Raw genomic sequence first — 26,507 nt, 5'->3', positions numbered from 1 at the left:
GTTCAGGCGATCCAGGCCATGATGGCGACGAAGCAGGCGCAATAGGCGATCAGGAAGTCCTTGACGTCCTGCCGGGTGATATGGCGCGGATCGACGGGCTTCGAGCGCAGCTCGGCGCGGCGCATCGCTTCCAGCACTTCCGGCTCGAATACCGGCAGCGCGCGGAGCACCCGCGCCGGCAGGCGTCGCCGAAACGGATGACCGGATGTTTTGCGAAGACCGAACTGGGGGCGAAGCGACGTTTCCATGACGCCGCTTTAACGCCTTGTTCACCACTGTGATCCCCGGTTCCGCGTCGCTTTTTGGCACAGTGCCGGAGCGGGACAGTTATGCGGTGGCGGCTTCCGACATGGCGATGATCCGCGCCCATTCGTCCGGCTTCACCGCCGACACCGACAGGCGCGATTGCCGGATCAGGTCCATGTCGGCCAGTTCCGGCGTTGCCTTGATCTGCTTGAGCGTGACCGGGCGCTTCAGCTTTTCGACCGGCTTGACCTTGACCGCGGCCCACTTGCCCTGCGGATCGGTCGGATCGGTGATGCCGCCCTTGCTGATGGTGATCACGCCCACGATCTCCAGCCCGATATTGGAGTGGTAGAAAAAAGCGAGATCGCCCTCCTTCATCGTGCGCAGGTTCCGCGCGGCCAGATGGTTGCGCACGCCGTCCCACGTCCCCTCGCCTTCGGCGACAAGATCGTCCCAGCTATAGGCATCGGGTTCCGACTTCATCAGCCAAAGCGCCATCCCATCCTTGATTTTGATCATGAAAGCCTTCCGCAAACCGGGTATGCGGGCCTCATAACCGCAATTTGCGCACAGGAATATCATGAACCTCGAAACTTTGCCGGTGCTCTCGCTCGAAAGCGATCCGGCCGCGCTTTCCCGCGATCTGGGCGAAAGCTTCCAGACCTTCGGATTCGCCATGGTGCGGGATCATGGCATCGATCCGGCCCTGATCGCCCGGGCCTGGGAACTGACCGAAGCCTTCTTCGCCCTGCCCGAGGAGGAGAAGCGCTCCTACTTCCTCGATGGCCTTGCCGGCGCGCGCGGCTATACCCCGTTCGGTGTGGAAATCGCCAAGGGTGCCAAGGCGCGCGACCTCAAGGAGTTCTGGCACGTCGGGCGCGATCTGCCCGCCGGCCACCCGCTCGCCACCACGTCGATGCCGCCCAACATCTGGCCCGCCCGGCCGGAAGGCTTCCGCGAAACGTTCGAGGCGCTCTACGCCGCGTTCGACCAGACCGGCGCGCGCATCCTGGCGCGCATAGCGGTGTGGCTGGGGCTGGATGAACACTGGTTCGACCCCGCCATCGCGGACGGCAACTCGGTCATGCGCCTGCTGCACTATCCGCCGGTGCCCGCGGCCGAAGGCGGCGCGATCCGCGCCGGCGCGCACGAGGACATCAACCTCATCACGCTGCTGCTGGGCGCGGAGGAAGCGGGCCTCGAACTGCTGACCAAGGACGGGCGCTGGATCGGCATCTCCCCGCCCGACGGCGCGCTCGTCGTCAACATCGGCGACATGCTGCAGCGCCTGACCAACCACGTGCTGCCATCGACCACGCACCGCGTCCGGAATCCCGAAGGCCCGCGCGCCGCGTTCAGCCGCTATTCGATGCCCTTCTTCCTGCACCTGCGCAGCGACTTCGCGTTCCACACGCTGCCTGGGTGCATCACGGCCGACAACCCGGACCGCTATCCGGTATCGATCACCGCCGACGATTACCTGCAGGAGCGCCTGCGCGAAATCGGCCTGAAAAAGTAGGCGGTAAGGCGCGGTCGGTTCACGCCGGACCGATCGCGCGCAGCGGCTTCGAAATGTCGGGATGGAAAGGGGATGGTGGACGCACTAGGGCTCGAACCTAGGACCCGCTGATTAAGAGTCAGCTGCTCTACCAACTGAGCTATGCGTCCATTCCCGTGATCGAAACGGGGGGATGGTGGAGCCGAGGGGGATCGAACCCCTGACCTCTACAATGCCATTGTAGCGCTCTCCCAGCTGAGCTACGGCCCCACGGTATCCAGCGGAAACGCCCTGGGAGGCGCTCCGTCCGGCAGTTGCCCTGCCGGGAGCCGGGCCTTTAAGTGAGGCCCGCGCGGCTGGCAAGAGCAATTTTCGCCGCCGCCGCAATTTTGTGACCGGAGCTTCCACACCCGCAAACGCGCGGCGGGAAGCTCCGGCCAGAACTCAGTTTTCGTCGACTTCGTCGTCGTGACCGGGCACGCCCAGATCATCGTCGCCGCCCAGGTCAACGTCGTTGTCGGGCGAATCGCCGTCCTCGTCGATATCCAGATCCTCGTCGGCCAGATCGACGTCGGCGTCGGCCTCGACCTTCTCCTTCTGGATTTCCTCATAGGGAATCGGCTGCTTGGACTTCAGCACCGGCTCGGGCTGCCAAGCGTACTTGCATTCGACGCAGGTGACCGGGTCCGCGTTGCCCAGGTCGTAGAAGCGGGTGCCGCACTTCGGGCAGGTGTGCTTGGCGCCCCATTCAGGCTTGACCATGAAATGTCCTCGATCTTGCCGGCGGCGGAAAGCCGCAGGCCGGAAACTTGTGCTTGATGGTCACCCGCGCCGCCAAAATCAAGCCACCGGGCACCAATCGGTCGCGCGCCTTGCCATAGCGCGATGGCGCTGTCAAAAGCCCGCGTTCGCAAAGGCCCCGGCCCCGCCCGATCCGCCCGATACCAAGACCCGCCAGGAAGACCCCGACGTGACCGCTGCCGATCCTGCGCAGATGCGCCCCCGCCGCTTCACCGCCACCGGCCCGCTGCGTGGCCGCATCCGCGTGCCGGGCGACAAGTCGATCAGCCACCGGTCGCTGATGCTGTCCTCGCTGGCTGTCGGCGAAAGCCGCGTCACCGGCCTGCTGGAAGGGGAGGACGTGCTGTCCACCGCCGCCGCGATGCGCGCGATGGGCGCGGACATCGAACGCACCGGTCCCGGTGAATGGCGGATCAACGGCGTGGGCGTGGGCGCGCTGCTGCAACCGGCGCAGGCGCTCGACATGGGCAATTCGGGCACCTCCACGCGCCTGCTGATGGGCCTTGTCGCCAGCCATCCGATCACGGCATGCTTCACCGGCGATGCCAGCCTGTCCAAGCGCCCGATGGGCCGGGTGATCGCGCCGCTGTCCGAAATGGGCGCGACGTTCACCGCCTATCCCGGCGGCCGCCTGCCGCTGATGGTCCAGGGCGCGGCGCCGGCCGTGCCGATCGCATACCGCCTTCCCGTCGCCTCGGCGCAGGTAAAGAGCGCGGTGCTGCTCGCCGGCCTCAACACGCCGGGCACGACCACGGTGATCGAGCCGGTGCCGACGCGCGACCATTCCGAACGTATGCTGCGCGGCTTCGGCGCGGAGCTGACCGTCGAGATCGACGGTGAAGGCGCTCGCGTGATCCGCCTGCGCGGCGAAGCGGACCTGAAGCCGCAGGTGATCGACGTGCCCGGCGATCCTTCGTCCGCCGCATTCTTCGCCGTGGCGGCGCTGCTGGTGCCGGGGTCCGATCTGGTGATCGAGAACGTCGGGCTCAATCCCACACGCGCGGCGCTGTTCGACGTGCTGCGCCAGATGGGCGGCAGCATCGAGGAACTGGACGCTCGCGACGTGGGCGGCGAGCCGGTCGCGGACTTGCGCGTGCGGCATTCGCCGCTGACCGGCATCGCGGTCGATCCCGCCGTCGTGCCCAGCATGGTGGACGAGTTCCCGGTGCTGTTCGTCGCCGCCGCGCTGGCCACGGGCCGCACGGTGACGACGGGCCTTGAGGAGCTGCGCGTCAAGGAATCGGACCGCATTTCCGCGATGCGCGCCGCGCTCGAACTGGCCGGCGCGACGGTGCGCGAGACCGAGGACGGGCTGATTATCGACGGCACCGGCGGCGATCCGCTGCGCGGCGGCGCCAATCATCCGGTCGTCACGCACCTCGACCACCGCATCGCCATGGCCATGGCCGTGGCGGGCCTGGCGAGCAAAGCCGGGGTCGAAGTGGACGACACCCGTCCCATCGCCACCAGCTTCCCCACGTTCGAGGCGCTGCTCGCCGGGGCGATGCAGGCGGCGTGATGACGGATACCGCATGACGGACACCGCATGACAGACACTGGCGCAAACATCGCGGGCTTCGCGGGGATGGCCTGCATCATCTTTGCCTATGCCTATACCACCCGGCAGCAAGCGCCGAACCCGTTCGTCCAGCACGGCGTGAACCTGGTCGGCGCGGGGCTGCTGACGCTGTCGCTGCTGGTGCACATGAACCCGGCATCGTTCGTCCTCGAATTCTTCTGGGCCGCGATCGCCATCTGGGGGCTGGTCAAGGCCTTCCGCAACCGGAGAGCATAACCGTGATCATCGCCGTCGACGGCCCCACCGCATCGGGCAAGGGCACCATCGCCAGGGCGCTGGCCCGGCACTATGGCCTGCCGCATCTCGACACCGGGCTGCTCTATCGCGCGGTGGGCTGGCAGGTGGTGCACGCCGGCGGCGATCCGGACAAGGCCGAGGACGCGCTGGCGGCCACGGCGTTTCCCGAAGCGCTGCTCGCCGAGCCGGAACTGCGCAGCGAGGCAACCGGCAGCCTTGCCAGCCGCGTGTCCGTCCACCCCGCCGTGCGCGCCGCGCTGCTGGAGCGGCAGCGCGCGTTCGCGCACCAGCCCGGCGGCGCGGTGCTCGACGGGCGCGACATCGCCACGGTGATCGTGCCGGAAGCCGACGCAAAGCTGTTCGTGACGGCCAGCGTGGCGGCGCGGGCGCTGCGGCGCTGGAAGGAAATGCGCGAACGCGGGCAGGACGTGAGCCGCGAGGCGATCGAGGCGGACCTCGCCCGGCGCGACGAGCGCGACAGCACCCGTGCCGAAGCCCCGTTGCGGCAAGCCGAAGGCGCGGCGCTGCTCGATACCTCCGCGATGCCGCCCGAAGTGGCCATTGCCGCCGCGATCGCGCTGGTCGACGGGCAGGCGGCCGGAAATATTTCGGCCCGCCCCTGAAATCCACGCCACCGCCGCCGTCCTGCGATTGTGGTTAACGGCGTGGAGGCGAAAATGTGGATTGACCGGGAAGAGATGGCCCATCTGCACAAGCGCCGCGCGCGGCGCATCGGTTTCGAGCTGCCCGTCCGCGTGAAGCACGGGCTGGTTCGGTCAACGGCCATGCTTAAGGACCTGACAACCCATGGCGCCCGCATCGCCGGTATCGCCGAACTGCACATCGGCGAGGGGCTGACGCTGTTCCTGCCCGATCAGCCTGCGACCACGGCGTTTGTGGTCTGGTCCGAACCGATGTCGTCCGGCCTCGAATTTGCGACTCCGCTCGGCGAGGACGCCTTTGCCGAGCTGGTCGCCGGCTATGCGCTGGGCCAGGCCCGCCCCTCTATCGCCAGCGGACTGGACGCTCTGCGCACGCTGCGGCCCGCTTACTGCTGACGCGTTCCGGCTGTGACGTATGCTGGGCGGGCGGATCAATCCCCCGCGCGGCGACGCATGGCGCCGACGAGGTGGACCACCATCGCCAGCACGGTGCCCGCGACCAGCCCGACCACCGCCGAGACCCCGGCATAGGTCAGCCAACCGGCAACGCCACCCCATACCCCCGGCCCCACGCCGGCCTGCACCGCGTGCTGGATGCCGTGCGCCAGGGTCGCCGGATGATGGAACCCCAATTCGTCGGCTCCGTGGAGCAGGATGCCCCCGCCAACCCACAGCATCGCCGCCGTGCCAACTGTCGCCAGCAGCCCCATCACGCGCGGCATCGCCGCGACAAGCATTCGCCCGAACTGTCGCGTCATCGCCCCCGCGCCCGGCCGCTTGGCGAGATGAAGGCCGACATCGTCCATCTTCACGATCACGCCGACCGCGCCATAGACCGCGATGGTGATGAGAATGCCCACGATCGCAAGGATGACCGCGCGCGCGATCAGGCCCTGCCCGCTGACTTCGGCCAGCGCGATCGCCATGATCTCCGCCGACAGGATGAAATCGGTGCGCACCGCGCCCGCCACCCGCTGCCGTTCGAACGCGGCAACATCGCCGACGGGACCGTCCAGCGTTTCGCCATGCTTGTCGCCGCCAAGCTTTTCCATCACCTTTTCGGCGCCTTCGAACGACAGGTACAGCCCGCCCAGCATGAGCAGCGGCACCACCGCGCCGGGCAGGAATTCGCTGAGGATCAAGGCGATCGGCAGCAGGAACAGCAGCTTGTTGCGCAGGCTGCCGCGCGCGATGCGGAAGATCACCGGCAGCTCGCGATCGGGCGTGAAGCCGGTGACGTAGGACGGCGTGACCGCCGCGTCATCGATCACCACGCCCGCCGCCTTGGCCCCGGCCTTGCCCGCCGCCGCGCTCACATCGTCCAGCGAGGCGGCCGCCGCGCGGGCGATCACCGAAACATCGTCAAGCAGCGCGACCAGGCCCGATGGCATGAAAAATGACGTCCCTGAAAGGAGTTGGCCCGCCCGGTGTGGACAGGCTGGCGGATTATCGCAAGACGGAACAACGGGCAGGCGCGGCGAAACCGGCTAGGATGGGCGCGCTGGCATGGGTATTTCATCCGATACGGTTGTTTCGGAACGCCGTGCCACTGTTTTGCCGGCAGGGAGGATGGCCCGCGAAACAGCCTTAATGTCTCCTATACCTTGTCGCCCAACGCTCCGTTAGCGGCATAGGGGTAGAACCGCAGGATCGATACGGATGGTCGCCACAACGGCGACATCAAGGAGAGATTGGTCGCCCATGCTGCGTTTTGCCCCCCGCTACGGAATCATCTCGCCCTGCCTCGTGCGGCCGGCGCGGCGGGGACCGATCCGGGCGGCGAACGATAACGGCGCGCCGCGCACCGGGCAGGACCTGCAGGCGGATTCGCTGGTCGACGGGGCGCTGCGCCTGTTCGGCACGCACGGCCTTGCCGCGGCCGCGCGCGCCTGCGAAGCCGCCCGCGAAGCGGAATGCCGGGGCGACCGGGAAAGCGCCGAATGGTGGATCGCGGTGTGCGACATGCTGGACCACCGCATGGCCCGCGCCTTCCGCCGCCAGCAGGCGCGGGCGCGGTAGGAACGGCCGGGTGCGGCGCGGGGCCGGGTTGGATATGTCCAGAAACGCGACGATCGCCGCTCTCATCAGCGCCATTCCGCTGACGTTCTTTCTGATATATCTGGCACTGGCCGTAACTTGCGCGATTAACGGCGACCCGGCATTTGACGTTGTGGTCAAACCGGCTGTGGTAATGATCGCTTTCCCGCTTATGTACCTTCTCCAAGACGGAGAGAGCCGGCAAGAATTACTAGACCGGCTTTTGGTGGTTTTCAGCATGGCCGGTGGCGCGGCGCTGGTGCTCAGTTTCGGACTGGCATGGCTGGCGGATTGGCGTGTCAGGAAGGCGATCGCCTTCAGCGCCGACGATAAACCGCAGCCGACGGCGGAAGGCACGCGGACCAAGGTTGGCGATATCTTTGATTGACGTGGCTGTTGGCGCCGGCGCGATGACCGCCGCCAGAACCGGACCGTACGCGCGTCCTTCGACAAGCTCAGGACGAACGGTTTGGGGATTTGGGTGACCGTCCCGGGAATTTACCGCTTTGGTCAATCCGTACGTAACCCGCGCATTAGGTTGCGGAAGGGAACGTGCGAGTTCAATATGCAAAGATGCAACTGCCGCCCGAACGAATTGGCGAACCCGAATGGCTAGGTGTTCAGCGGAAGAATCGTCGCGATAGTCGAACGAGAAGAGGTGCTAGCTTTTTGGTGCCGCCAACCATGATCGTACTCGCGGTCATTGCGGACGCTCTGCGATCTCCGGAAAACCCCGCGCTTTCCTTTGCCGCAATAATGATCGCTGCGACTCTCGGAGCAGCCGTCTTGCAGCACCGTGCGGCACAGGGGTCCTTATGGCATTCGTTCGGATTTCAGCTGCTTATCTGGGCTGGCGCGTTTGGTTTAGCGGCGATTTTTGCCACCTTCGCTTTCCTATGACCGTGCCGTTGTCGGCGCCGCCCTCAACGAGAGCGTGAAGCCGTCTTCCATGGCGACCGACACACGCAGCCCCCACCGTTCCCGCGCCATTCCCACCACCGGATTCATTCGCCGTTCAGGCTGATCGCGAGACTCGGAAACAGCGCCGCAGCGCTTCACTTGCTATTGCGAACTGTTATCACAAAAACCTTGGCAATCATACCTTTTTCGCGGTTGCTTTCGCCAAAAAGCGGGCCTACGGGCCGTTTTACCCGTCAGGCACCCTTCCCGGCACGCGGGACGCGGGAGGGCTGAGAGGCGGTTGCTTGAGCGTTTGTCCCGCGTCTACGGGGAAAGGACCGTAAAGCATGGCACGCAAGAAGATCGCACTCATCGGCGCAGGCAATATCGGTGGCACTCTGGCCCACCTCGCCGCCCAGAAGGAACTGGGTGATATCGTCCTGTTCGACGTCGTCGAGGGCGTTCCGCAGGGCAAGGCGCTCGACCTTTCGCAGTGCGGCCCGGTCGAGGGCTTCGACGCCAGCATCATCGGCACCAACGATTACAAGGACATCGCGGGCGCGGACGTCATCATCGTCACCGCCGGCGTGGCCCGCAAGCCGGGCATGAGCCGCGACGACCTGCTGGGCATCAACCTGAAGGTCATGAAGGCCGTGGGCGAAGGCATCCGCGACAACGCGCCCGACGCCTTCGTCATCTGCATCACCAACCCGCTCGACGCGATGGTCTGGGCGCTGCGCGAATTCTCCGGCCTGCCGCACAACAAGGTGGTGGGCATGGCGGGCGTGCTCGATTCGGCGCGCTTCAGTACGTTCCTGGCCTGGGAATTCGGCGTTTCGGTGCGCGACGTGAACTCGTTCGTGCTCGGCGGCCACGGCGACACCATGGTTCCGGTGGTCGAATATTCGACCGTCGCCGGCATCCCGGTCACCGACCTCATCAAGATGGGCGCCTCCACCCAGGAAAAGATCGACGCGATCGTGGCGCGCACCCGTTCGGGCGGCGGCGAAATCGTCGGCCTGCTCAAGACCGGTTCGGCGTTCTATGCCCCCGCCGCCTCGGGCATCGCCATGGCCGAAGCCTATCTGGGCGACCAGAAGCGCGTGCTGCCCTGCGCGGCCTATGTCGACGGCGCCTATGGCGTTGACGGCCTCTACGTGGGCGTGCCGGTGGTGATCGGCGCGGGCGGCGTGGAAAAGGTCATCGAGATCAGCCTCGACGACGCGGCCAAGGCCAACCTCCAGGTTTCGGTCGACGCGGTCAAGGAACTGCTGGTGGCCTGCAAGGGCATCGACGGCTCGCTGGCCTGATCGCTTCCCTGGCGACCCCGCGCTCCCATCCGGCGCGCGGGGTCGATCGGGCAACTGCCACGCCCGGCGATACGACTGTTTAGGATTATCGCGGCATAAGCCGCTTTCGCGGACCTTCCGCACCACGGACGAACCCATCCCGAAGAATGGGGACCATCTTTCATCCGGCGATCTCGCGGAACACGGGCGGACTGCCTATATTCCACCGGTCGCCACCCGGCCGCAAGCCGGGACGCCGCATCCCTGATGCTCCCGCCGTTCGGGGGCTGACTGATCCCCTCCTCCCCGGGGAAAGGACTGGACCGAGACCATGGGCCAAGAACTGCACGAATTCGACGTCGATCCCAGCCAGGAAGGCCCGCAGCAAGGCCCTTCGTGGCAGAGCAAGCGCTGGCCGATCACCGATGCCGCGCAGGGCGATGACCTGACCCAGGCGCTCGACCCGATGGCGCTGCGGCTGGTGGTGGAAAAGGCCGCCAAGAAGCCCGGCGCGCCCGCGCTGGACGAAGCCGCGCTGGAACAGGCGGCATCGGATTCGATCCGCGCCATGACATTGATTCGCACGTTCCGCGTGCGAGGCCATCTGGCGGCCAACCTCGATCCGCTGGGCCTGGCCAGGCAGGAACTGCCGGCCGACCTTTCGCCCGAATACCACGGCATCAGCGGCACCGCACTGGACCGCAAGGTCTATCTCGGCGGCGCGCTGGGGCTGGAATGGGCCACCTTCCGCCAGCTCGTCGACATCCTGCGCCAGAACTACTGCGGCAAGATCGGCTTCGAGTACATGCACATCGCCGACGTGGAGGAGCGCCGCTTCATCCAGGACCGCATCGAAGGCGGCGACAAGGCGATCGACTTCACGCCCAACGGCAAGAAGGCGATCCTGGCTGCCGTGATCCGCGGCGAACAGTACGAGAAGTTCCTGGGCAAGAAGTACGTCGGCACCAAGCGCTTCGGCCTGGACGGCGGCGAATCGATGATTCCGGCGCTGGAAGCGGTCATCAAGTATGGCGGCCAGCTTGGCGTGCGCGAGATCATCTATGGCATGGCCCATCGCGGCCGCCTGAACATCCTGGCCAACGTGATGGCCAAGCCATACCGCGTGATCTTTCACGAATTCTCAGGGGGCACCGCCAACCCCGAGGACGTGGGCGGATCGGGCGACGTGAAGTACCACCTCGGCACCAGCACCGACCGCGAGTTCGACGGGATCAAGGTGCACATGAGCCTGCAGCCCAACCCGTCGCACCTGGAAACGGTGGACCCGGTGGTGCTGGGCAAGACGCGCGCGCAGCAGGCGTTCCGCGACGATATCGGCAAGGGCAAGCACAAGCAGGTGCTGCCCGTGCTGATCCACGGCGACGCCGCTTTCGCCGGCCAGGGTATCGTGTGGGAATGCTTCGGCTTTTCGGGCGTGCGCGGCTACAACACCGGCGGGTGCCTGCACTTCATCATCAACAACCAGATCGGCTTCACCACCAGCCCGCAGTTCTCGCGCGGATCGCCCTACCCTTCGGACGTGGCCAAGGGCGTGCAGGCGCCGATCATCCACGTCAACGGCGACGATCCCGAAGCGGTGACCTTCGCCTGCAAGCTGGCGATCGACTATCGCCAGCAGTTCGGCCGCGACATCGTGATCGACATGTGGTGCTATCGCCGCTTCGGCCATAACGAAGGCGACGAGCCCGGCTTCACCCAGCCGCTGATGTACGCCAAGATCCGCCAGCATCCGCCGGTATCGGCGCTCTATGCCGACCGTCTGGTCGAGCAGGGCGTGATCGACAAGGACTGGAAGGGCGAAAACGAGGACCGCTTCACCGCGACGCTGGAATCCGAATTCCAGGCGGCCAACACCTACAAGGCCAATGAGGCCGACTGGTTCGGCGGACGCTGGTCGGGCCTCAACAAGCCGGCCGATCCGGTCACCGCGCGCCGCAACGTGGCCACGGGGATCGAGCGCAAGCTGTTCGAAAGCCTTGGCCGTGTGCTGACCACCGTGCCCGACGACCTGACCATCCACAAGACGCTGGGCCGCGTGATCGACGCCAAGCGCCAGATGTTCGCGACCGGCGAAGGCTTCGACTGGGCCACCGGCGAGGCGCTGGCCTATGGCAGCCTTGTTACCGAGGGCTTCAACGTGCGCCTTTCCGGACAGGATTCCGGCCGCGGCACGTTCAGCCAGCGCCACGCGGTGTGGGTTGACCAGACCGACGAGCACAAGTTCGTGCCGCTGGCCACGCTGCCGCACGGCCGCTTCGAGGTGCACGACAGCCCGCTGTCCGAATACGGCGTGCTGGGCTTCGAATACGGCTACGCCAGCGCCGACCCGAAGACGCTGGTGCTGTGGGAAGCGCAGTTCGGCGATTTCGCCAACGGCGCGCAGATCGTGATGGACCAGTACATCGCCGCGTCCGAGGCCAAGTGGCTGCGCGCCAACGGCCTGGTGATGCTGCTGCCGCACGGCTACGAAGGGCAGGGTCCGGAGCATTCGTCCGCCCGCCTCGAACGCTATCTGCAGCTTTGCGCGGAAGACAATATCCAGGTCTGCAACATCACGACGCCGGCCAACTACTTCCACGTCCTGCGCCGCCAGATGCACCGGCCGTTCCGCAAGCCGCTGATCATCATGACGCCCAAGTCGCTGCTGCGGCATCCGCTGGCGAAGTCCTCCGCCGCCGACTTCATCGGCGACGGGCACTTCATGCGCATCCTGTCGGACACCAACGGTTCGCCCGACGACAAGACGCGCCGCGTGGTGCTGTGCAGCGGCAAGGTCGCCTATGACCTGATCGAGGCACGCGACGCGGCCGGGCTGGACGACGTGCAGATCATCCGGCTCGAACAGCTCTACCCCTTCCCCGGCGAGCCACTGGCCGCGCGCCTGGCGCGGATGCCCAAGCTGGAGGACGTGGTGTGGTGCCAGGAGGAACCGCGCAACAATGGTTCGTGGTTCTTCGTCGATCCGCTGATCGAGGAATCGCTGAAGGACGCCAAGAGCAAGGTGGCGCGTCCGCGCTATGCCGGCCGCCACGCGGCGGCCTCGCCCGCCACCGGCCTTGCCAAGCGGCACGCGGCCGAACAGGCGGCGCTCGTCGCCGACGCGCTGGGCCTTTCCGTTCGCGATGAAATCCGGCGCAAGAAGAAGGCCTGAAGCCCGCCCTCGCAGCCTAGCCCCCCATTCTTCCCAAGGAATACCAAGCAATGTCCATCGAAGTGAAGGTTCCGACGCTCGGTGAAAGCGTCAGCGAAGCGACCGTAGGCCAGTGGCTGAAGAAGCCGGGCGACACCGTGGCCGTGGACGAGCCCATCGCCAGCCTTGAGACCGACAAGGTCGCGGTGGAGGTCCCCGCCCCGGCTGCCGGCGTGATCGGCCAGCTGATGGTGGCCGAAGGCGATACCGTTTCGGTCGGCGCGCTGCTGGCGGTGATCGAGGAAGGCGGCTCCGCTGCCGCCGTCGCTCCAGCTGCGACCCCGGCCCCTGCTCCGGCCCCCGCCGCTGCTTCGGCTCCCGCCGCCACCACCGCCGATGCCGATGCCGCCGTGCTTTCGCCCGCCGTGCGCCGCGCAGTGCTGGAACACGGGATCGACCCCTCGACCGTCAAAGGCACCGGCAAGGATGGCCGCCTGACCAAGGAAGACGTCCTTTCCGCAGCGCAGGCCAAGCAGGCAGCGCCCGCCGCCGCTGTTTCGGCCCCTGCCCCGGCTGCAGCGCCCGCCGCCGCGCCGACCGCCGGCCGCAACGAGGAACGCGTCAAGATGACGCGCCTGCGCCAGACGATCGCCAAGCGGTTGAAGAGCGCGCAGGAAACCGCCGCCCTGCTCACCACGTTCAACGACGTGGACATGGGCGCGGTGATGGAAGCACGCGCCAAGTACAAGGACGTGTTCGAGAAGAAGCACGGCGTGAAGCTGGGCCTGATGAGCTTCTTCGCCAAGGCATCGGTGCTGGCTCTGAAGGACATCCCTTCGGTCAACGCGCAGATCCAGGGGGAAGAAATCGTCTATTTCGACTACGTCGACATCTCGGTCGCGGTCTCGGCCCCGAACGGTCTGGTCGTGCCGGTGGTGCGCGATGTCGACAAGATGAGCTTCGCCGACATCGAGAAGGCCATCGCCGACTACGGCAAGAAGGCGCGTGACGGCGCGCTGACCATGGCCGACATGGCCGGCGGCACGTTCACCATCTCCAACGGCGGCGTGTTCGGCGGGCTGATGTCCACCCCGATCATCAATCCGCCGCAGTCCGCCGTGCTGGGCCTGCACCGCATCGAGGACCGCCCGGTGGTGCGCAACGGGCAGATCGTGATCCGCCCGATGATGTACATCGCGCTGACCTATGACCACCGCATCATCGACGGCCGCGAAGCCGTGACCGCGCTGAAGACGATCAAGGAAGCGATCGAGGACCCGACGCGTCTGCTGATCGACCTTTGAGGTGACGCCCGCGCGCATCCTTCGACAGGCTCAGGATGAGCGGATGTCGCGCGGCCGGACTATCCAGATTCCGTTCGTCCTGAGCCTGTCGAAGGACGCGCGCCACGGAGGCCGAAATGGCTGAATACGACTATGACGTGCTTGTCATCGGTGCCGGCCCCGGCGGCTATGTCGCGGCGATCCGCGCGGCGCAGCTTGGCCTGAAGACCGCCTGCGCCGAAGGGCGCGAAACGCTGGGCGGAACCTGCCTCAACGTGGGCTGCATCCCGTCGAAGGCGCTGCTGCACGCCTCGGAATACTTCGATGCGGCCAAGAACGGCGCGATGGCCAAGATGGGCATCAAGGTGACGCCCGAACTGGACCTCGACACCATGCAGGGCCAGCGCAAGGACGCGGTGAAGGGCCTGACCGGCGGCATCGAGTTCCTGTTCAAGAAGAACAAGGTCGACTGGCTGAAGGGCTACGCCACGTTCAAGGATGCGCACAGCGTGGAGGTTGCCGGCAAGACGGTGACGGCCAAGAACGTGGTGATCGCCACGGGCTCGTCGGTCACCCCGCTGCCGGGCGTGACCATCGACAACGCCGGCGGCGTGGTGGTGGACAGCACCGGCGCGCTGGAACTGGCCTCCGTGCCGAAGAAGATGGTAGTGATCGGCGGCGGCGTGATCGGGCTGGAGCTTGGCTCGGTCTGGCGGCGGCTCGGCGCCGAGGTGACCGTGGTCGAATTCCTCGACCAGTTGCTGCCCGGCATGGACGGCGACGTGCGCAAGGAAGCCGGCAAGATCTTCAAGAAGCAGGGCATGACCCTGAAGCTCGGCACCAAGGTGACCGGGGTGACGGTGAAGGGCAAGACCGCCAAGGTCACGGTCGAGCCGGCCAAGGGCGGCGAAGCCGAAGTGCTCGACGCCGATGTCGTGCTCGTCTCCATCGGCCGGCGTCCGAACGTGGACGGGCTGGGCCTCGACGCGATCGGCCTCTCGCTCAACGCGCGCGGCCAGATCGAGACCGACCACGATTTCCGCACCGCCGTCGACGGCGTGTGGGCGATCGGCGACGTGATCCCCGGCCCGATGCTGGCGCACAAGGCCGAGGACGAAGGCATCGCCGTGGCCGAGAACATAGCCGGGCTGACCGGCATCGTGAACCATGACGTAATCCCTGGCGTGGTCTATACCCAGCCCGAATTCGCCGGCGTGGGCCTGACCGAGGAAGCGGCGAAGGAACGGGGCGAGATCAAGGTCGGCAAGTTTCCGATGCTCGCCAACAGCCGTGCCAAGACCAACCACGAGCCCGACGGCTTCGTGAAGGTGATCGCCGACGCCAAGACCGACCGCGTGCTGGGCGTGTGGTGCATCGCCAGCGTGGCCGGCACGATGATCGCGCAGGCGGCACAGGCGATGGAATTCGGCGCGACGAGCGAGGACATCGCCTATACCTGCCATGCCCACCCGACGCATTCGGAAGCGATCAAGGAAGCCGCGATGGCGGTGACCGGCAAGCCGATCCACATCTGACGCCCTGCGTCAGGCTGCGAAAGCGCGAAAGGCCGTCCGGGAAACCGGGCGGCTTTTTCGTTGGGAGACAGGCATCGTCATTGCGAGCGCAGCGAAGCAATCCAGAGTTCCGCGCGCCGCCCTGGATTGCTTCGCTGCGCTCGCAATGACGATGCGGGGAATGGCGGCTCACCCCACCGTCGTCACTTCATCCAGCCGGCCTCGCGATACCAGGCAGCGGTGGCGTGGAGGCCCATGCGAGTTTCGACCTGGGGCTTCCACACGTGTTCGGGCAGGCGGGCGCCGTCGGTAACCTGCCAGTCCGGGTGGCACATATAGCCGACGCGGTCCTCCGTCAGCTTGGCGCCCTTGCCCCGGAACAGGCGGTCCGCCCGCGCGCCCAGCCGCAATACGCCCGGCGGAAGCGGCACAGCGGCGACACGGCGGCCCACGGCGACGCCGATCGCCTTGGCCAGCCCGACATGGGTCCAGCCGCCGGGCTGGCCGTCGTCCGGCTCGAACACCTTGTGCGTCACGTCCTCGCCGCCGGGGATCAGCGCCAGCAGCAGGCGGGCGAGATCGCTGACATGAATGATCGAGAGCCGGCCTTCGGGCGGCAGCGGCACCACGCCGCGCCGGGCCAGCTTGAACAGCTCGAACATCTCGGTATCGCGCGGGCCGTAGACCGCGGGCGGGCGCACGACCGTCCAGTCGAGGCAGCTGGCCTTGACCATGCGCTCCCCCCCCAGCTTCGACGCGCCGTAGAGCGACAGCCCAGGCTCACGCGCGGACAGCGAGGAGACGTGGACCAGGCGCGGCACGCCCGCGTTGAGCGCGGCCTCCACGACGTTGAGCGTGCCGGTAACGTTGCCTTCGCGGAAGCCTGCTTCGTCCGGCGCGCTGACCACGCCGGCGATGTGGAGGACCACGCTCGCCCGGCCGACCAGCCGGCGCAGCGCGGCCTTGTCTGCCAAATCGCCCTGCACCCATTCCACCCCAGCGCGCGGCTCCTGCGGGCGGCGAGCAAGCGCGCGCACTTCAAGCCCGGCGCGCGCGGCATGGTCGAGCACGGCCTGCCCGACGAAGCCGGTGGCTCCGGTGATCGCCAGCAATTCCCCCGCCATCAGCCGCGCGCCTTCACAACAGGACCATCTGATCGCGGTGGATCAGGGCGCTGCGCGGGGCATAGCCCAGGATTGCCTCGTGCTCGCGTGTGTGGCGGCCGAGCAGGCGGGCGCATTCGGCGGCATCATATTCGGAAAGGCCCCGCGCCAGGATCGCGCCATCGGGGCCGGTCACGGCGATGGCATCGCCGCGCTGGAACTGCCCTTCGACCGTGGTGACGCCGGCGGCGAGCAGGCTGGAGCCGCCCCGCAGCGCGCGCACCGCGCCTTCGTCCACACCCACCGAGCCGCGCACGCGCAGCTTGCCGCCCAGCCACGCCTTGCGCGCCTGCCGGCGGCCGCGCGGCAGGAACAGCGTGCCGCGATCGGCAGACAATGCGGTGCCGATGGGTGCCACGGGCTGCCCATCGATGATGGCAAGCGCCATGCCGGCCAGTTCCGCGATCTCCGCCGCCTGCAGCTTGGAGGTCATGCCGCCGGAGCCGAGGCCGGACGAGGAACCGCCCGTGGCCATGGCGTGGATTTCCGGGGTGACGCCCTTCACCACGGGGATGCGCACCGCGCCGGGCTGGCGTGGATCGCGATCGTAGAGGCCATCGATGTCGGACAGCAGCAGCACGCCCTGCGCGCCCGCCGCCTGACCCACCCGCGCGGCCAGCCGATCGTTGTCGCCGAAGCGGATTTCCTGCGTGGCGACCGAATCGTTCTCGTTGATCACCGGCACCGCCCCGGCCGCGAGCAGCGTGCCGAGCGTGGCCGTGACGTTGAGATAGCGGCGGCGGTCTTCGAGGTCTTCCAGCGTCAGCAGGATCTGCGCGGCGGTAAGGCCGTGCTGCCCCAGCAGCTCCGCCCACAGCCCCGCCAGCGCGATCTGGCCGACCGAGGCGGCGGCCTGCGCATCGGACAGGCTGCCGCGCCCGCCCTTGGCCAGCCCCAGCCGGCGGGCGCCGAGCGCGATCGCGCCCGAAGAGACCACGATCACTTCCTGCCCGCGCCCGCGCGCGGCGGCGATTTCCGCGACCAGCGCGGTCAGCCATGCGCGGCGCGGCTGCCCGTCCTTGCCGACAAGCAGCGCGGACCCGACCTTGACCACCAGTCGCGGGCAGGTGGCGGGATCGGACAGATGGGCAAGCTGGGCAATCTTCATGATCCGCGCCGCTTACGGGAAATGTGACAGGAGGTGAAGGGCGATCGGGGCGAAATGCGGCACGGGTGAACGTGCCACCGCCGCCGCGCCGTCATCACAGTCGGGCGGTCACCCCAGCGGGGACCAGGGCTGGCGGTCTTGTTCGTCCTCCACCTCGCCCGAGGGGCGTTCGGTAACGGTGGCGGCGGGCAGATAGTCCAGCACGGCATCGAGCAGGCGGTCCATGCCCTTGCCGGTCGCGCCGGAAATGGGGAACACGCGGTCCGCCCCGGCTTCGAGCAGTTCCTGCGAGAACGCCTCGACCAGTTCGGCATCGACCAGGTCGATCTTGTTGAGCGCGACGATGCGCGGCTTTTCATCGAGCCCGGCGCCATAGGCTTCCAGTTCCTCCTCGACGATGTGCATCGCTTCCACCGGATCGGTATCGCCGTGGACATCGATCAGGTGGATCAGCACGCGGCAGCGTTCGATATGGCCCAGGAAGCGATCGCCGATCCCCGCACCATCGGCGGCGCCGGCGATCAGGCCGGGAATGTCGGCGAGCACGAATTCGCGGTTGCGGTGGCGCACCACGCCCAGTTGCGGGCGCGTGGTGGTGAAGGCATAGGCGCCGACCTTCGCCTTGGTGTTGGTGATCTGGTTGATGAAGGTGGACTTGCCGGCATTGGGCAGGCCCAGAAGACCCGCATCGGCCAGCAGTTTCAGCCGCAGCCAGACCCACATTTCCTGCCCCGGCCAGCCCGGTCCGGACTGGCGCGGCGCGCGGTTGGTGCTGGTCTTGTAGCTGGCGTTGCCGCGCCCGCCATCGCCGCCGCGCAGCAGGGTGATGCGCTGGCCCGCCTCGATCAGGTCCGCCAGCACGGTCTCGCGATCGTCGTCGAGCACCTGCGTGCCGACCGGCACCTTGATGACAAGATCGTTGCCGCCCGCGCCGGTGCGGTTCTTGCCCGCGCCGCCCATGCCGCGCTGCGCCTTGAAATGCTGGGTGTAACGGAAATCGATCAGGGTGTTGAGGCCGGCCACCGCCTCGAACACGATGTCGCCGCCCTTGCCGCCCTCGCCGCCATCGGGGCCGCCGTATTCGACGTATTTTTCGCGCCGGAAGCTGACCGCGCCGGGGCCGCCGGCGCCCGAACGGATGAAAATCTTGGCCTGGTCGAGAAAATGCATGGGTCCTGGTGTCCGGCGGTAGGGCGCTGTTTCGATTGAGGTCGGCGCGGCGCTGCGGCCGCCGCCCTCACCTCTTGATAGCACCCGACAAGAGGCCGGTTAAGAATACTGGTGGAGCCGAGGGGGATCGAACCCCTGACCTCGTCATTGCGAACGACGCGCTCTCCCAGCTGAGCTACGGCCCCGTTCCCAGTATCTTCCGCCTGCCCATGACACGCCATGGACCGGCGGGAGCGCGCCCCTTAGCGCAGCGCTCCCGCCGATGAAAGACCAAAAATCACTTTTTTGGCGAGGTGCCCGTTCCACCGCCCGCAGTGGCCGGAAGCACCACGGCCGAGGCCGGCTGGGCCACCGGCTGGCCGTATTGCGCCTGCCACGCGGCCAGATCGATGCGGTACTGTTCGTACCGGCGGTAGAAGTCGTCGAACACCACTTCGATGTTCGGCAGGCTGCGCACCGCGAAGGCTTCCAGATCGGCCGACTTCACCGCATCGCCATCCTCGCTGACCGCCAGCACGGCATCGCAGAAATGGGGCAGCGTGGGCGGCAGCGCGAAGTGGTTGTAAACCGCCGTCATGTACTGTTCGCGCGGAGCGGTGAAGCGCGCGCCATATTTCTTGCGAAATTCCTCGTCGACCTTCTTGTTCGCGGCCGTGAGCGTGCGTGCATGGTTCTTCAGGAACGCGCGATAGCGCACCAGAATGTTGGCGTGCTTGGGTTCGTTGCAGTTGAGCGCGGCCACGTTGTACGCCGAACGCAGGTTCCACAGCATCTGCGAGGGCGAGATGTTGCGGTTGACGGATTCGCGCAGCCCGTTGGCATCGGCTGCCGGGAAGGCAAGGTTGTTGCTGGCGCCGTTGGGCGGCATCGGCTTGGGCGGAATGATGACCACCTTCGGCGGCGGGGGCGGCGGAGGCGGCGGCGGGACGACCTTGGGCGCGCAGGACGCAAGTGCGACGGTCAGAACGGCAACCGTGCCGCCGGTAACGATAGCTGGCCCCGAAAGGCGCGAAAAACGGAACATCTGTACTCCCCCGAAGAGCCCGAAGCGCGCGACCATGCCTGCCGCCGCCTGTCTCCAAGATGAAGCGCCGATGTAACCCCACCGCACGACAAAGAAAATGCCCGGCAAGCCATTCCGGCCGCCGGGCATCCCGTTTTGTCCACACCGTGGCGCGTCAGCGCCACGTTATGGCCTGCCGTTGCCTGTCGATCAGCGACGATCGCCCATGAACTGCAGCAGGAACTGGAACATGTTGATGAAGTCCAAGTAGAGCGTCAGCGCGCCCAGCACGACCGCCTTGCCGACGAAATCGGTGCCGGCGACCTGCGCGTAGGTTTCCTTGAGGCGCTGCGTGTCATAGGCGGTCAGACCCGCGAAGATCAGCACGCCCAGGAAGCTGATGCCCCAGGCCAGGCCAGGCGAGCGCAGGAAGATGTTGATCAGCGACGCGATCAGGATGCCGAACAGGCCCATGATCAGGAAGCTGCCCATGCCCGACAGGCTCTTCTTCGTGGTGTAGCCGAACAGGCTGAGACCGGCGAACGCGCCCGCCGTGGCGAAGAACGTCACCGCGATCGAGGGGCCGGTATAGACGAAGAAGATCGCCGACAGCGACATGCCCATGACCACGCTGAAGGCCCAGAACAGGCCCTGCATGGCGGCGGTAGACAGGCGGTTGACGCCGAAGCTCATCACCATGACGAAGCCCAGCGGCGCGAGCGCCACGAGCCAGCGCAGCGGGGTGCCGAACACCGCTGCGGCCATGCCGGTGGTGGCGAACAGCAGCGCGACAATGCCCGAAAGCAGCACGCCCGAAGCCATGTAGTTGTAGATCGAAAGCATGTACCGCCGCAGGCCGGCGTCGAAGACTTCGCCGCGACCATAGGCGCCGGAAAGGCTCGGAGACGCGCCGAAGCCCGTCCGAGTGGGCTGAGGATCGTTCCAGTTTGCCATTGGTTCCAAAACTCCGTTGCCGGGCACAATGCCCGATACACGGCAATATCGTAGCATCGCGGGCGGGTTTCAAGCGAAACCGGAACCGGGAACCGGTCGCGAATTGTAAGAATTTGTTGCCGTTGCGGGAAAATCAGCCACTCAGCCGGCGGCTGCGCGCGCCTGTTCGGTCATTTCCGCGCTGCGATCGCGCGCGCCGCGCAGGGTGTCTTCGAGCAGGCGCACCAGCCGGCGATCGGCATCGAGCACGTCGATGCCCACTTGCGTCACGCCGCCGGGGCTGGCGACGCGACGGGCGAGTTCACCCGGCGAATGCTCGGACGAGGCCGCCAGCGCCGCCGCGCCTTCGACCATGGCCAGCGCCAGGCGATCCGCCTGTTCGCGCGCGAGGCCGAGCGACGCCGCCGCCTCTGCCAGCGCATCGATGAAGCGATAGACGAACGCCGGTCCCGACCCGGCCAGCGCGGTGACGAGGTCCATCTGGCCTTCCTCGGCGAGCCATTCAGCCTGTCCCAGCGGCGCCATCAGGCGATCGGTGAGGGTGCGCGCATCGCCCTGCGCATCGCCGAACAGCGCGATCGGCGACTTGCCGAGCGCGGCGGCGAGATTGGGCATGACGCGCACCACCGCCCCGGCATCGGGAAAGGCACCGCGCAGCGTGGCAAGGTCGACCCCGGCGAGAATCGACAGGAGCAGCGTTCCTTCCGTCACGAACGGCCGGACCGTGGCCATCGCCTCGGCGAACTGCTGCGGCTTGAACCCCAGAAGGACCACGTCGTAGCGCCCGCCGGCATCGGCGATAGAGCGCACCAGCCGCGTGCCCGCCGGCGCGGCTTCCAGCCGGGGATCGACGATGGTGAAGGCCGCCGGATCGAATCCCGCCGCCAGCCAGCCAGCGAGCATGGCGCCGCCCATGTTGCCACACCCGAACTGGAGGACCTTCAACGTCATAGCATGTCTCCTGCGCCGCTACTGCGGTCCGCGACTGGGCGATCACCGCGCCAAAGGCAAGAGCGCGATCACGGCAGGGCGGCCGATCCTGTCCGGTTTTTCATCCGGCCCTCAGCGTGCGGTCATGCCCGGCGCGCTATGCCGTGCGTCATGACCGATACCGACAACCAAGGCAGCGCGAAACTGGCGCGCGGGCTGATCTGGGGCGTGCCGCTGTCGATCGCCCTGTGGGGCGCGCTGGCGCTGGCGCTTGTCGCCGTGACCCCGCCCACCGTCCGCCACGGCATCCACGCCGAGGCTCGCCATGCGGCGCACGTTCTCAAAAGCGATCTCGGCGGACGAACGCGCGTTTCCGACGCCCCGCCTCCGGGCTGAGAAAAGCGCTCAGGCCTCTCCGGCGGCGTCCACCAACGCGCTGGCGAGCGCATCGGCCGGGGTCTTGTCGCCCCACAGGATGAACTGGAACGCGGGGTAGAACCGGTCGCATTCGTCGACCGCCGCCTCGATCGCGGTCTGCGCCTGGGTCAGGCTGAGCAGCCCGTCATCACCCAGCATCAGGCCGTGGCGATAGAGCAGGACGCCGCCGTTCGACCAGATATCGAAGTGGCCGAGCCAGACCTGTTCGTTGATGAGCGCCATGACCTCGAAGACCGCGCCCTTCTTGTCATCGGGCACGCGAATGTCGGGCAGGCAGAGAATCTGGAGGACGTGGTCCTCTGCGCGCCAGATCGAACGGATCTGGTAATTGGCCCAGCTGCCCTGGATTTCGCCAAGGATCTCGTCGTCCGAAACGAATTCGAACGGCCAGCCGCGCGCCTCGAACAGCGAGGCGAGCATGTCGACGGGCGCCGCGTCGTCGCGTTCGCTGTCGTCGTGACCGGTCCGCATCAGACACTCCATCCATCGCGAACGACCAACCTGCCGTCCGCCTGCCCTGACCCATCGCGGAGCGCGGGGCCGGGGACAATCAACGGTTAACCCGTCGTTGGGCAAAACTCGACAAGGCTGTTTATAACATGTGGACAAGGGGTGAACATCCGGTTCGGCTGCAAAAGCCCGGACACGCGCCCTACCGTGCAGGCAGCGGATCGACCGCCTGCCCCGCCGGGCTGGTCCACTGGAAGCCACTGACGCCGGCGCGGCGCAACTGGTTGAGGAAGGCCTGCGCGTCCTCGTCGCTGTCGAACGGACCGGTCAGCAGCCGGAAATTGCTGCGCCACGGGGTGATATACGGCTTGCGCGAACGCAGTACGGACGCCTCGCGCACCATGCGCTGCCATTCGCGGCCCATCACGTCACGGTTGGCGCCGGTCAGCACCTGCACCCAGACGCGGCTGGGATTGGCGGGCGGACGGGCCTTCGCGCCCTTGCCCTTAGCTCCCTTGGCGTCCTTCGCGTCCTTGGAGCCCCTTCCCCGGATGTCCGACGCGGTTTCGCGCCCGCGCGGGCCGGACGAGGGAGTGGCCTCCTCCTCGGTGGCTGCAGCGCGCCCGCGACGCCGCGTCGTGCGATCGGCAGGTTCGGGTTCGGCGGACTTGGATTCGGCGGCCTTGGCCGGGGCCGGCTTCTCCTCGGGAGGCTTGGGCCGCGCGGGCTGGATGCGCGAGATGTCGACGGCGGCCACGGCCTGATGCCGCTCCTCCTCGGGCGGGCGGAACCCTTCGAACAGGCTGCGGAAATCGGCGGCGTCGGCGGGCGGCGGGGATGCTGCCGGCGGCGACTGGACCGGTTCGACAATGGCGGTGGGCGGTGGGGCCGAGGATGGCGCGACCGCCGCGACCTGAACCGGCGGTTCGGCCACGGGCGCCGGAGTCGGCGCGGGCGCAGGTGCCGGGGCTGGTGCCGGTGAAGGCGCCTGTGTCGGAACAGGCTGGGCGGTGGCGGTGCTGCCCTGCACCCGCGACAGGTCGAAGCCCGGCGACGGCGCGGGGGCGGGTGTTGGTGCGGGTGCTGGCGTCGGCCGGGGAACTGGCGTGACGGCGGTCGGCGCGGCGGCCGTGGCGACCTGCATCGGAGCCGGGGCGGGAGCCGCCGCGGCGATCGCGGCCGGAGGCGTGCTGCCGGCAGACGGCGGACCATCGAGCCGCGAGGCCGGATAGGGGCGCGGAATCACCAGCGGCCGTTCGCCCGCGGCTTGCGAGGCCGGGGCGGACGGCGCGGCCGTCGCCACTTGGACCGGAGCCGGAGCGGGCGCCGCAGTGACCGTACGCGATGGCATCGGCACCGGCGGAGGTACGGGCGGCGACACGGCTGGCGAAGGCGCGGGCGTCGGCAACAACGACACGCCGACGCCCGTTGCCGGGCGGGTCGGGGAGGAGGCCGTCGGGGCGGGCGACGCCGATGCAACGCGCACCGGTTCCCCCCGGCCGGGACGGCGGCGCTTTTCGCGGCTGGGCCGGTCCGCCGCCTGCGCGCCCAACGCCTCGCCCGTCGGAATCAGCGACGCATCGGCACGCGGCGCGCGCGGATGGAGCGCGGCATATTGCACGACGCGCGGCTCGTCGCGCCCGATGTCCGCCGCGCGCGGGAAGCGTCCGAGATTGGCGGCGGCGGCCTGCTGCGCCGGGGTAAGGCGCGGCATGTAGCGCAGATAGGGCGTGATGCCGGCGGCGAGTTGCTGCGGCATCGAGGCATAAGCGACCGCGACCGCGTCGTCCTGCTGGCCCGCGATCGCCATGATAAAGGTGCGCGTGCGCCAGGCGGCGCGGTCCTGCGTCTGCAACAGCGGGTTCAGCACGTTCTCCGCCCCACGCCGATCCCCGGCGATGGCGAGGCTGAGCGCGTAGCGCCGCGCGACTTCGGCATTAGGCCCACGGCTGAGCGCGACCTGGTAAAAGCGCTGCGCGGTGGCATTGTCGCCGATCAGATCGTAGGCCAGCCCGCGATCCGCCGCCATCGGGAACAGATCGGCCCCCACCCGTTCGGCATCGTCGAAATAGCGGATCGCGGAGAACGGATCGTCGCGAACCAGCGCCGCGCCAATCTGCGCCTTGACCGCGCCATTGCCCGGCGCAACCTCGTCCGCGCGCTTGAAGAAACCCAGCGCGGCGTCGCTATCGCCGACGCGCTGCGCGGCGTTGCCGGCCTCGATCAGGGCCTCGATATTCCGCGGATCGCGCGCCAGCCGGTTAAGCGCGGCATTGAGCGCCTGCGTGCCGCTGGCCTGACCGGTGATGGGTTGCACCACCGGGCGCGACACGGATTCCGGCTGGTCCACATCCTCGTCGACCGGACCCGATGGGGCGCGCTGCGCGAAAAGCGCCGAGGCGCTGCAGGCGGCCAAGAGCCCGACCGCAACGCGCGGCCAGACGGTTCGTTTCGACAAATGGCGACTCATGTTGCCGCTCCCTTATCGACATCCCGCCGAACCGGCGACAACAGATCGGCGAACCGGGTGCTCCCGCCGTCCGAATTGCGGCGGCGGGAGGTCCGGACGCCCGTTACTGGTTGTTCTGACGCCCGAGGAAGCGCGGAATGTTGAGCGCGCCGCCATCGTCCTCGTCATCGGCGGCCTTGCCGCCGCCGCGAGAAAGATTGGCCATGCGTTCGAACAGCGTGCTGCCGCCGCCGCCCGGCGCCACGCGCGGGGTGGAGCGTTCGGCCGGGGCATCGGATGCCTCGCCGCCGAAACGCGGGGGAGCACCGATTTCGTCGGACCCGCCGAGCACGAGTTCGTCCTTGCCTGATGCAGAAGCCGGCGGCACGGACGCGGCGTGTTCCTCACTGAGATCGAGCGTGAGGTCGAGCGCTTCGGGTTCCGGCTCGGGAGCGGACTCCGCCACGGGCGGCGTCCAGGCAGGAACGGGCTCGGGAGCCTGCTGCACGGGCGGCGCGGGTTCCGGCGCGGCGGCAGTGACCGAAGACGGGGCCGTGGTCGGGAAAGCCGGACCGCGCGAGGCGCCGGGAAGGTTGAGCGGGCGCGCGGCCTGTTCGGCCATTTCGGCACTCTGTTCGATGCCGGTAGCCACGACCGAGACGCGGATCTTGCCATCGAGATCCGGATTGAACGCCGAACCCCAGATGATGTTGGCGTTGGGATCAACCAGTTCGCGAATGTGGTTGGCGGCTTCGTCGACTTCGAGCAGCTTCATGTCGTCGCCGCCGATGATCGAGATGATCACGCCGCGGGCACCCTGCATCGACACGCCATCGAGCAGCGGGTTGGCGATGGCGCGTTCTGCCGCTTCCAGCGCGCGGTTCGGACCATCGCCCTCGCCCGTGCCCATCATCGCCTTGCCCATTTCGCCCATCACCGAGCGCACGTCGGCGAAGTCGAGGTTGATGAGGCCGGGCATGACCATCAGATCGGTGATCGAGCGCACGCCCTGCTGCAGCACTTCGTCGGCGAGCTGGAACGCTTCCTTGAAGGTCGTTTCCGCCTTGGCGACGAGGAACAGGTTCTGGTTGGGGATGACGATCAGGGTATCGACGTGCTTCTGCAGCTCTTCGATGCCCGATTCCGCCGAACGCATGCGGCGCGTGCCTTCGAACAGGAACGGCTTGGTGACCACGCCCACGGTCAGCACGCCCTTCTTGCGCGCGACTTCGGCGATGACCGGCGCGGCACCGGTGCCGGTGCCGCCGCCCATGCCGGCGGCGATGAAGCACATGTGGACGCCATCGAGCGCGCGCTCGATCTCTTCCATCGTCTCTTCGGCGGCGGCGCGGCCGACTTCGGGCCGCGCGCCCGCGCCCAAGCCCTGCGTAATCGCCGGCCCAAGCTGAATGCGGTTTTCGGCGATCGAGTTGTTCAGCGCCTGCGCATCGGTGTTCACGACGACGAAATCGACGCCTTCGATCCCGGCGCTGATCATGTTGGCGATGGCGTTTCCGCCCGCGCCGCCAACCCCGATCACCGTGATGCGGGGCCGAAGCTCATCGATGGCCGGCGGTCCGATGTTGATGCTCATAGCGGTCTCCCGTTCGGGTTGGGTGCGTTTCGGTTGAACTTAGCCGACCTG

The 26,507-nt window shown here is 67.6% G+C and carries 25 protein-coding genes and 3 tRNA genes; 12 read left to right on the top strand and 16 right to left on the bottom strand.

All coding sequences use genetic code 11. From position 1 onward, the window contains the following. Positions 1–2: 2 nt before the first annotated feature. Entirely contained in the window at positions 3–170 is a 168-nt protein-coding gene (locus FA702_RS15265) for a hypothetical protein (protein WP_255504597.1), read from the bottom strand. A gap of 157 nt (positions 171–327) precedes the next feature. After that, positions 328–765: an EVE domain-containing protein gene (locus FA702_RS15260; protein ID WP_255504595.1), complete on the bottom strand. Its 438-nt coding sequence runs from the start codon at positions 763–765 to the stop codon at positions 328–330. Positions 766–826: 61 nt separating this feature from the next. Between FA702_RS15260 and FA702_RS15255 the strand changes: the two genes are divergently transcribed. Next, positions 827–1,765, top strand: coding sequence for an isopenicillin N synthase family oxygenase (locus tag FA702_RS15255; protein WP_136956810.1), 939 nt, complete (start codon positions 827–829; stop codon positions 1,763–1,765). Between the two features lie 73 nt (positions 1,766–1,838). On the opposite strand, the gene FA702_RS15250 is transcribed toward FA702_RS15255, so the two are convergent. From FA702_RS15250 to FA702_RS15240, 3 genes are all read right to left on the bottom strand, one after another. After that, a tRNA-Lys gene (locus tag FA702_RS15250) sits at positions 1,839–1,914 on the bottom strand. 24 nt (positions 1,915–1,938) lie between these two features. Beyond that, positions 1,939–2,014 (bottom strand) — tRNA-Ala (locus FA702_RS15245). Between the two features lie 174 nt (positions 2,015–2,188). Continuing rightward, positions 2,189–2,506: an FYDLN acid domain-containing protein gene (locus tag FA702_RS15240; RefSeq protein ID WP_136956809.1), complete on the bottom strand. Its 318-nt coding sequence runs from the start codon at positions 2,504–2,506 to the stop codon at positions 2,189–2,191. A gap of 232 nt (positions 2,507–2,738) precedes the next feature. On the opposite strand from FA702_RS15240, the gene aroA reads away from it, so the two are divergent. The 4 genes from aroA to FA702_RS15220 are packed head-to-tail and all read left to right on the top strand — an operon-like array spanning position 2,739 to position 5,419. Then, positions 2,739–4,064, top strand: coding sequence for a 3-phosphoshikimate 1-carboxyvinyltransferase (aroA, locus tag FA702_RS15235; protein ID WP_136957461.1), 1,326 nt, complete (start codon positions 2,739–2,741; stop codon positions 4,062–4,064). 27 nt (positions 4,065–4,091) lie between these two features. Further along, the gene (locus tag FA702_RS15230) at positions 4,092–4,340 is read left to right on the top strand and encodes a permease (protein WP_136956808.1); all 249 of its coding nucleotides are present in this window, start codon (positions 4,092–4,094) and stop codon (positions 4,338–4,340) included. 2 nt (positions 4,341–4,342) lie between these two features. After that, positions 4,343–4,984, top strand: coding sequence for a d(CMP) kinase (locus tag FA702_RS15225; RefSeq protein ID WP_136956807.1), 642 nt, complete (start codon positions 4,343–4,345; stop codon positions 4,982–4,984). A gap of 54 nt (positions 4,985–5,038) precedes the next feature. After that, positions 5,039–5,419, top strand: coding sequence for a PilZ domain-containing protein (locus tag FA702_RS15220; protein ID WP_136956806.1), 381 nt, complete (start codon positions 5,039–5,041; stop codon positions 5,417–5,419). A 35-nt stretch (positions 5,420–5,454) separates the two neighbouring features. Here FA702_RS15220 and FA702_RS15215 read toward each other — a convergent pair whose 3' ends face one another. Next, positions 5,455–6,414, bottom strand: coding sequence for a DUF808 domain-containing protein (locus FA702_RS15215; RefSeq protein ID WP_136956805.1), 960 nt, complete (start codon positions 6,412–6,414; stop codon positions 5,455–5,457). A 310-nt stretch (positions 6,415–6,724) separates the two neighbouring features. Here FA702_RS15215 and FA702_RS15210 point away from each other — a divergent pair, with 310 nt between their 5' ends. The 6 genes from FA702_RS15210 to lpdA all read left to right on the top strand — a co-directional run bounded on the left by FA702_RS15210 (position 6,725) and on the right by lpdA (position 15,218). Next, the gene (locus FA702_RS15210) at positions 6,725–7,042 is read left to right on the top strand and encodes a hypothetical protein (protein WP_136956804.1); all 318 of its coding nucleotides are present in this window, start codon (positions 6,725–6,727) and stop codon (positions 7,040–7,042) included. A gap of 34 nt (positions 7,043–7,076) precedes the next feature. Next, positions 7,077–7,448, top strand: coding sequence for a hypothetical protein (locus tag FA702_RS15205; protein WP_136956803.1), 372 nt, complete (start codon positions 7,077–7,079; stop codon positions 7,446–7,448). A gap of 859 nt (positions 7,449–8,307) precedes the next feature. Next, positions 8,308–9,270, top strand: coding sequence for a malate dehydrogenase (mdh, locus tag FA702_RS15200; protein ID WP_124809040.1), 963 nt, complete (start codon positions 8,308–8,310; stop codon positions 9,268–9,270). Between the two features lie 310 nt (positions 9,271–9,580). Beyond that, the gene (locus tag FA702_RS15195) at positions 9,581–12,421 is read left to right on the top strand and encodes a 2-oxoglutarate dehydrogenase E1 component (protein WP_136956802.1); all 2,841 of its coding nucleotides are present in this window, start codon (positions 9,581–9,583) and stop codon (positions 12,419–12,421) included. Positions 12,422–12,471: 50 nt separating this feature from the next. Beyond that, positions 12,472–13,704 carry a 2-oxoglutarate dehydrogenase complex dihydrolipoyllysine-residue succinyltransferase gene (odhB, locus tag FA702_RS15190; protein ID WP_136956801.1) on the top strand — a complete coding sequence of 411 codons (1,233 nt, stop codon included), beginning with the start codon at positions 12,472–12,474 and terminating at the stop codon, positions 13,702–13,704. 116 nt (positions 13,705–13,820) lie between these two features. Beyond that, positions 13,821–15,218, top strand: coding sequence for a dihydrolipoyl dehydrogenase (gene lpdA / locus FA702_RS15185; protein ID WP_136956800.1), 1,398 nt, complete (start codon positions 13,821–13,823; stop codon positions 15,216–15,218). Positions 15,219–15,400: 182 nt separating this feature from the next. On the opposite strand, the gene FA702_RS15180 is transcribed toward lpdA, so the two are convergent. The 7 genes from FA702_RS15180 to proC form a co-directional block, all read right to left on the bottom strand. Then, positions 15,401–16,321, bottom strand: a complete 921-nt coding sequence (locus tag FA702_RS15180) for an NAD(P)-dependent oxidoreductase (protein WP_136956799.1) — start codon at positions 16,319–16,321, stop codon at positions 15,401–15,403. 13 nt (positions 16,322–16,334) lie between these two features. Further along, positions 16,335–17,468 carry a glutamate 5-kinase gene (gene proB / locus FA702_RS15175; protein ID WP_136956798.1) on the bottom strand — a complete coding sequence of 378 codons (1,134 nt, stop codon included), beginning with the start codon at positions 17,466–17,468 and terminating at the stop codon, positions 16,335–16,337. Between the two features lie 108 nt (positions 17,469–17,576). Next, positions 17,577–18,638 carry a GTPase ObgE gene (gene obgE, locus FA702_RS15170; protein WP_136956797.1) on the bottom strand — a complete coding sequence of 354 codons (1,062 nt, stop codon included), beginning with the start codon at positions 18,636–18,638 and terminating at the stop codon, positions 17,577–17,579. Between the two features lie 109 nt (positions 18,639–18,747). After that, positions 18,748–18,823: transfer RNA gene (locus tag FA702_RS15165), tRNA-Ala, on the bottom strand. A gap of 92 nt (positions 18,824–18,915) precedes the next feature. Then, a complete protein-coding gene (locus FA702_RS15160; protein WP_136956796.1) occupies positions 18,916–19,662 on the bottom strand; it encodes a hypothetical protein in 747 nt (248 codons plus the stop codon). 189 nt (positions 19,663–19,851) lie between these two features. Beyond that, positions 19,852–20,595: a Bax inhibitor-1/YccA family protein gene (locus FA702_RS15155; RefSeq protein WP_124809032.1), complete on the bottom strand. Its 744-nt coding sequence runs from the start codon at positions 20,593–20,595 to the stop codon at positions 19,852–19,854. Positions 20,596–20,736: 141 nt separating this feature from the next. After that, the gene (gene proC, locus FA702_RS15150; protein ID WP_210417554.1) at positions 20,737–21,546 is read right to left on the bottom strand and encodes a pyrroline-5-carboxylate reductase; all 810 of its coding nucleotides are present in this window, start codon (positions 21,544–21,546) and stop codon (positions 20,737–20,739) included. A gap of 150 nt (positions 21,547–21,696) precedes the next feature. Here proC and FA702_RS15145 point away from each other — a divergent pair, with 150 nt between their 5' ends. Next, positions 21,697–21,921, top strand: coding sequence for a hypothetical protein (locus FA702_RS15145; RefSeq protein WP_136956795.1), 225 nt, complete (start codon positions 21,697–21,699; stop codon positions 21,919–21,921). A gap of 9 nt (positions 21,922–21,930) precedes the next feature. Here the strand turns inward: FA702_RS15145 and FA702_RS15140 are convergent, their stop codons facing one another. From FA702_RS15140 to ftsZ, 3 genes are all read right to left on the bottom strand, one after another. Then, entirely contained in the window at positions 21,931–22,434 is a 504-nt protein-coding gene (locus FA702_RS15140; RefSeq protein ID WP_136956794.1) for a YbjN domain-containing protein, read from the bottom strand. 181 nt (positions 22,435–22,615) lie between these two features. Beyond that, entirely contained in the window at positions 22,616–24,871 is a 2,256-nt protein-coding gene (locus tag FA702_RS15135) for an SPOR domain-containing protein (protein WP_168196077.1), read from the bottom strand. A 115-nt stretch (positions 24,872–24,986) separates the two neighbouring features. Beyond that, on the bottom strand, positions 24,987–26,456 hold the full coding sequence (gene ftsZ / locus FA702_RS15130; RefSeq protein ID WP_136956792.1) for a cell division protein FtsZ: 1,470 nt from the start codon (positions 26,454–26,456) through the stop codon (positions 24,987–24,989). Between the last annotated feature and the right edge of the window lie 51 nt (positions 26,457–26,507).

The sequence above is a fragment of the Novosphingobium sp. EMRT-2 genome (assembly GCF_005145025.1).
Taxonomy (GTDB): Bacteria; Pseudomonadota; Alphaproteobacteria; order Sphingomonadales; family Sphingomonadaceae; genus Novosphingobium.
This window is presented reverse-complemented; position numbering and strand designations above follow the sequence as displayed.

What these genes read in the sequence shown, in the direction of transcription:
- FA702_RS15160 (WP_136956796.1), bottom strand. Translation starts at nt 19,662, where the DNA reads ATGTTCCGTTTTTCGCGCCTTTCGGGGCCAGCTATCGTTACCGGCGGC.
- FA702_RS15140 (WP_136956794.1), bottom strand. Translation starts at nt 22,434, where the DNA reads ATGCGGACCGGTCACGACGACAGCGAACGCGACGACGCGGCGCCCGTC.
- aroA (WP_136957461.1), top strand. Translation starts at nt 2,739, where the DNA reads ATGCGCCCCCGCCGCTTCACCGCCACCGGCCCGCTGCGTGGCCGCATC.
- FA702_RS15260 (WP_255504595.1), bottom strand. Translation starts at nt 765, where the DNA reads ATGATCAAAATCAAGGATGGGATGGCGCTTTGGCTGATGAAGTCGGAA.
- FA702_RS15255 (WP_136956810.1), top strand. Translation starts at nt 827, where the DNA reads ATGAACCTCGAAACTTTGCCGGTGCTCTCGCTCGAAAGCGATCCGGCC.
- mdh (WP_124809040.1), top strand. Translation starts at nt 8,308, where the DNA reads ATGGCACGCAAGAAGATCGCACTCATCGGCGCAGGCAATATCGGTGGC.
- FA702_RS15195 (WP_136956802.1), top strand. Translation starts at nt 9,581, where the DNA reads ATGGGCCAAGAACTGCACGAATTCGACGTCGATCCCAGCCAGGAAGGC.
- FA702_RS15145 (WP_136956795.1), top strand. Translation starts at nt 21,697, where the DNA reads ATGACCGATACCGACAACCAAGGCAGCGCGAAACTGGCGCGCGGGCTG.
- FA702_RS15220 (WP_136956806.1), top strand. Translation starts at nt 5,039, where the DNA reads ATGTGGATTGACCGGGAAGAGATGGCCCATCTGCACAAGCGCCGCGCG.
- proC (WP_210417554.1), bottom strand. Translation starts at nt 21,546, where the DNA reads ATGACGTTGAAGGTCCTCCAGTTCGGGTGTGGCAACATGGGCGGCGCC.
- proB (WP_136956798.1), bottom strand. Translation starts at nt 17,468, where the DNA reads ATGAAGATTGCCCAGCTTGCCCATCTGTCCGATCCCGCCACCTGCCCG.
- FA702_RS15205 (WP_136956803.1), top strand. Translation starts at nt 7,077, where the DNA reads ATGTCCAGAAACGCGACGATCGCCGCTCTCATCAGCGCCATTCCGCTG.
- lpdA (WP_136956800.1), top strand. Translation starts at nt 13,821, where the DNA reads ATGGCTGAATACGACTATGACGTGCTTGTCATCGGTGCCGGCCCCGGC.
- FA702_RS15155 (WP_124809032.1), bottom strand. Translation starts at nt 20,595, where the DNA reads ATGGCAAACTGGAACGATCCTCAGCCCACTCGGACGGGCTTCGGCGCG.
- FA702_RS15215 (WP_136956805.1), bottom strand. Translation starts at nt 6,414, where the DNA reads ATGCCATCGGGCCTGGTCGCGCTGCTTGACGATGTTTCGGTGATCGCC.
- obgE (WP_136956797.1), bottom strand. Translation starts at nt 18,638, where the DNA reads ATGCATTTTCTCGACCAGGCCAAGATTTTCATCCGTTCGGGCGCCGGC.
- FA702_RS15210 (WP_136956804.1), top strand. Translation starts at nt 6,725, where the DNA reads ATGCTGCGTTTTGCCCCCCGCTACGGAATCATCTCGCCCTGCCTCGTG.
- ftsZ (WP_136956792.1), bottom strand. Translation starts at nt 26,456, where the DNA reads ATGAGCATCAACATCGGACCGCCGGCCATCGATGAGCTTCGGCCCCGC.
- FA702_RS15230 (WP_136956808.1), top strand. Translation starts at nt 4,092, where the DNA reads ATGACAGACACTGGCGCAAACATCGCGGGCTTCGCGGGGATGGCCTGC.
- FA702_RS15180 (WP_136956799.1), bottom strand. Translation starts at nt 16,321, where the DNA reads ATGGCGGGGGAATTGCTGGCGATCACCGGAGCCACCGGCTTCGTCGGG.
- FA702_RS15240 (WP_136956809.1), bottom strand. Translation starts at nt 2,506, where the DNA reads ATGGTCAAGCCTGAATGGGGCGCCAAGCACACCTGCCCGAAGTGCGGC.
- odhB (WP_136956801.1), top strand. Translation starts at nt 12,472, where the DNA reads ATGTCCATCGAAGTGAAGGTTCCGACGCTCGGTGAAAGCGTCAGCGAA.